At 66.7% G+C, this 5,458-nt stretch carries 1 protein-coding gene; it reads right to left on the reverse strand.

Translation table 11 applies throughout. The annotated features are described in order from the left end of the window. A partial coding sequence (locus AC1DY9_RS23305) for a two-partner secretion domain-containing protein (protein WP_477667796.1) occupies positions 1–5,458 on the reverse strand: 5,458 nt, incomplete at both ends.

Here is a 5,458-nt window from a genome sequence, read left to right on the forward strand (position 1 = left end):
CCGCCCGCCGCCGGTGGCGGCAATGGTGATGTTGTTGCCAGCGGTGATGTTGCTGCCGCGCGCGGTGTTGCTTTCGCTCAGGGAGTTGCTCTGGCTCTTGCTGCTGCCGATGCTGATGGCCAGGTTGATACCACCCGCCTGCTCGGCCGCGCTGTGTTCTGTTGCTGCACTGGGGTTGTTGCCCGTTGTGTTCTGGCCGGCCTGGATGGCGTTGTAGGCATTGTTGGCAGCAAAGGCCATGTTGGCACCGGCCAGGGCCTGCATGCGGCTGTCCTTGGTCTGGCTGGCCGCTTCGCTCATCTTGTCGATGGTCTGCAGCGCGCTGATGACGGGGGAGGTGATTTCCAGCGTCAGGCCGCTTTGCTTGAATTTCTGCTCGGTCTCGCTGCGGCTGGCTTCGCGGGCTTCCACGATCTCTACCGTTTTGGCGGCAATGGTGATGTCGCCTTTGGGTGCGATGACGTCGCTGCCGACCTGTTTGTAGACGTCATTGGCCACCAGGGTCACATTGCCGCTGACGGCGCCAACGGTGGAGGCGGCTGCGGTGGTGCCGCGGTTTTTCTGGTCGTTGGACTGCTCGCGCACGCCGACGGTGATGCCGAAGCCGTCGCCATCGAGCAAACCCGACTCCTTCTTCTCAAAGAAAGACGTGCTGCTGCTGGTGTTGGTGGCTGCCTCGATGGCGATGTTGCGGCCGGCGGCCAGGGTGGTGCCGGTGTCGCTGATGACGGCGCTGCCTTTGACATTGATGTCTTTGCCTGCCACCACGGTGACCGTTTTGCCGCCCAGGCTGGAGCCGACGGCGTTGTCCTGGTCGGTGGTGCGGCGCTCTTTGGTGCTGGTGCTGCTGAATAGGTCGCTCTCGGCGGTGGTCATGCCAAAGCCGAAGCTGTTGGTCTGCCGGCCTGCGCTGAGGTTGACGTTGTTGCCGGCGCTGGCGGTGAGGTCGCCGGTGGCCTGGACGTTGGCGGCGCGGGCGTTGAGGTCGTTGCCGGCGTTCAGGCTCAGGCTGCCTGCGGTCTGAATCTGGCTGCCGACCTCTTTGGTTTGCGCGTCGCGCACAAAGTCGTCGTCGCCGCGGCGCTGGTCGCTGCTGTTGGCGGTGGTGACGGTGGCCAGGTTGATGTTGTTGCCGGCAGCAAGCATGGTGCTGCCGCTGGTGTTGTTGTTGCCGATGACACCGGCGATGACGTTGAGGTCGCGCCCGGCGCTGGCGACCAACGTACCGGTGGTGAGTTGGCCATTGCCCGTGACATAGAGACCGGCCACCCGATCAATGCCAGTCATGCTGAAGGTGTTGTTGCTGGAAGCATTGACGGCAGTGGCCGCGCCGTTGGTGCCCAGGCCGCCGGTGCGGTTGGTAGCGCTGCTGGTGGTGGTGACGATGTTGATGTCGCGCCCGGCCAGGGCCGTGAGGCTGTTGACGGCGTCGATCTGCCCGCCGGTGACATTGATGTCGTTGCGGGCGGCTACGGTGACCGCGTCGCCGGTGATGCGGCCGCTGATGTTCTGCACGTTCTCTGCCGTGAGGTTGACGACGTTGCGGCCTGCGATGGTGCCGCTGTTGCTGAGATCGCCGCTGAGGTTGATGTTGACCTCGCGCCCGGCGAGCAGCACGCCCTTGCCGTTCAAATCGCCGGCGCGGGGCACGACGTAGACCACGGGCACCAGGGCCTTGACCTGCACGGTGCCGCCACGGCCATCGGGCACGGTGACGTCCTGCTCGACCAGCCAGACGATGTCACTGGTGAGCTGGGCCACCTGCGCGGCCGTCAGCGCGACGCCGGGGCGCAGCTGGAATTGCTGGGCAAAGGTGACACCGGCGTCCATCAGCGCCTTGTACTGGACTTCTTCGCTGGTGTAGTTGGCCAGGAAGCGCTGGCCGGTGAGCTGGGCTACCTGCTCGTTCACCAGGCGCTGCTCGTAAAAGCCGTCGCCCAGGCGCTTCTGGGTGGTGGCCGGGTCCAGGCCCAGGGCATTGAGCATGTAGTCGCTGCCGAGCCAGTTGCGGTAGTTGGCAAAGCGCGGGTCGGTCTCGACGATGAAGTTGCCCGCGGGGTTGGGCGTGACGCGGAACAGGCTGCTGCTGGGCACCGTCAGGCTGTTGCTGCTGGCCGGCAGCGCTGCCGCGCCGCCGGCCACCACGGCCGCCGCCAGCTGGGTGCCGCTGGCCAGGCCCTGGCTGGAAGGCGCCGTCATGCCCTGGCTGCGGTTGACGTCCAGTACAAAGGTCTTGGGCACGTCCTGCACGTAGGCGGAGTCGCGGTAGGCGCTGTAGTCGTAGTCGCAGCCGTCCCAGCCGCCGCAACCTTCGTCGTAATGGCTCCAGGCATAGGCGGTGCCGTTGCGCTGGGCGTTGACGGTGATGCTGCGGCCGCGGTTGTCCACGGCCCGGCCGGTGATGTTGAGGGCGCCGCCGGCAACGATCTGCGCCTGGTCGTTCAGGAGCGCATCGCGCGCGTTGAGCGTCATGGCGCCGCCGCTCAGGATGCGGCCGGGCGCGCTGCGGGTGATGGTGGCGCTGGGAACTGACTGGTTGTAGTCGCGGAAGGCGTCAAAACTGACGGCGTTGGCCACCACCGTGGCGCGGAAGGCGTCGATGCTGGCCTGCAGGGCAACCCAGGGTGCGGCGGCCGCATCCCAGGCGGCAACCGCCACCGGATTGGGGGGCACGTAACTGGATTCATGGCCGGTGTAAGTACCTGTTGGCCGGGGGCCGGGAATGCCGCTGGTGGGCCTGGCGACACCAAAGACGTCCCAGACCGGGCTGCTGGCGTCATAACCGAAATACGCCGGCATGTAGACAGAGGTCAGCGACTCACGGGCGCCGGTGACTGAGTTGTGCGGGGCGATGTAGGCGTAGGGGCCGCTGAAGTAGGGTGCGTATTTGGGGTCTGCATAGGGCGCGCCCTTGAGCAGGATACTGCCCTTGCCGAGAGTGTTCAGGTGCCCCGTGTAGGGCGGCAATGCGCCGTCTTCTGAAAACCACCGCCCCCCCAAAGACTGGGCGGCAACGCTGTCGACATTGGCGGCATAAAGATAACCGCCGATGGGTGCCGGGCTGAGGTTGCCGTCGTTGAGCAGCCAGCCCACATCATCAGGCGAATAAGTGCCTTGGCCGGTAACGTATTCCTTGCCGTTGGCGCCGGGCGAAAACTGCACCGTGTAGGCAAAGTCAGGGTTGGTGTTGTTGATCTGCGCGGCGGCGATCGTGAGGCCGCCCAGCGACTCGATGGTGCCGCCGGCGTTGTTGACCGCCTGGGCCAGGCCCGTGGCCTGGCGCGATGCGTCCAGGCTGCCGCCGATGTTGAGCGCCGCTGCGCCCGTGCCGCCGCTGAAGATGAGCGCACCGATGCCGTTGTTGATGGTTCCCGCGCCGATGTCGAGCCGGTTGCGCGCGGCGATCACGCCGGCCTTGGTGACGCCGGCAATGGTTTCGGGTGTGTTGTTGAGGGTGGCGGTGGCGATGCTCAGGGTGTCGCCGTAGATGCGGCCGGTGCCGATGTTGGTGATGAGCTGCGCATCGAGCCGGGTGACCTGGCCATCGATGAGGCCGCGGTTGGTCAGGCTGTTGGTGGCCGTGAGCTGCGTGGTGGCGCCGGTGATTTCGCCGGTGGCCGCGTTGTCGATGTCGGTGGCTGACGCGGTCAACGTACTGCCGGCTTGCAGCTTGCCGGCGTTGGTGATGCCGGCCGCGTTGATGGTGAGGTTACCCCCCGCAACCAGCTGGCCACCAGCAGTGTTGTCGAGCACACCGGCGGTGGTGATGGCCAGGTCGGCGCTGCCGGTAGTCTGGACCGTGCCGCCCTGGTTGGCCAGGCTTTGCGCCTGGAGTGTGATGTTGCCGTTGCTGGCCAGCGTGCCGCCGGTGTTGTTGATCTGGCCCTGCGCGTTGACGCTGCCGGCGGTGGTGCCGGTCTGGGTGATTTGCCCGCCGAGGTTGGACAGGCTGCCTGCCGCCAGGCCCAGCTGGCCGGCCACCACGGTGGCCGCGTCGGTGCGCAGGGTTTGCGCCGTGCTGGTGGCCAAGAGGCCGGTGGCATTGAGGTTGGCGCGGCTGGCGTCGATGTCGCCGGCCGTGGCCGTGAGCGACATGCCCTGGGCGCGCAAGGTGCTGTCGGCCAGGTTGAGCTGGCTGCCTGAGAGAGAGGCGTTGCCGCCGGCCAGGGCCTTGCCTGCGATGGTGACGGCACTGGCCGCGTTGATGGCCAGGTTACCGCTGGCGGCGAGGCTGCCGTCGCTGTTCAGCCCCGCGGCGATCACGGCGCCGGTGGCCGAGGTGACCTGCGCGCCCGCACCGCTGGCCTGCACCGTGGCGTTGCCCTGGGCGCCCAGTGTGGCGCTGCCGGTATTGCTGACGCCGGCCTGGCCCGCTACTGTGGTGTTGCCATTGGCATACATCGTGCCGCTGTTGGTGGTGACGCYGGTGGTGGCGGACTGCAGGTTGCCGCTGGCCAGCAGGCTGCCGCTGTTGGTGAGCCAGCCGTTGGACTGCAGCACCAGGTCGCCGCCCGTTGCGTTTATGGCACCGGCGTTGCGCACACCCAGGCCGGTTTCGGTGCCGATCAGGAAAATCTTGCCGGCATACATGCCGCCGACCTGGGCCACGTCAATCGCATAGGTCGGTGCAGGGCCGGTGCCGGCTATCGGTGTGGCGCTGGTCTGTGCCGCATCCACCTGGTTGGCACCGGTCGTCACGCGGAGCTCTTTGGCCCAGATACCCGCATTGAGCTGCACAGCCCGGGCGAGGATGCCGGTGTAGTCGGCCGTGCTGGTGTCCAGGCCTGCGCCGTTGACCGTGATGCTGCCGCCCTGCACGCGAAAGCCGTCGAGCGCACCGCTGTTGAGCACCGGGCTGCCGGTGGTGAGGGTGACGCGGCTGGCATTGAGAAAGCCGCCGCCATTGACGTTGATACCCGCCGGGTTGGCGATGATGACCTCGGCACGCTGGCCGGCGACTTCGACATAGCCCCGGATCTGGCTGGGGTTCGACGAATTCACTTCATTGAGGATGACGCGGGCTGCGCCTGTGGCCAGCCAGGGGTTGGCCCCGACGAAACCGCCGAGCTGGGTCTGCACATTGCTGCGGCTGTTGTTGAGGATGACGCCGCTTTGCGGCACATYAAACTGGATATACGTGTTGCGGCTGACACCGCCGGCACTGGGTGACTGGATATTGACCTGCGGCAAGCCATTGGCGGTTTGCAGAACGGTGGGGCGCTGGTTGGCCGGGGCTGACGGGTCTGCAACGACCTGTGCCTGCACGGCCGGTTGCAGCCACAGCACAGCACCCAGCACGGCAAGGCGCAGGGGGTGCAGGCAGGCCAGAAGATCCACGGAAGCGGCCACGCCCGACGTTTCACCACCTGCCGCCTTGCCCTGGCTGCTGGCGGTGTCGGCCACCACCATGCGTTGGCCGCGCTTTGAATTGAAGATGATGCGGTGCAGGTTCTTGTTC

This window comes from Polaromonas sp. P1_F6, from assembly GCF_056405695.1.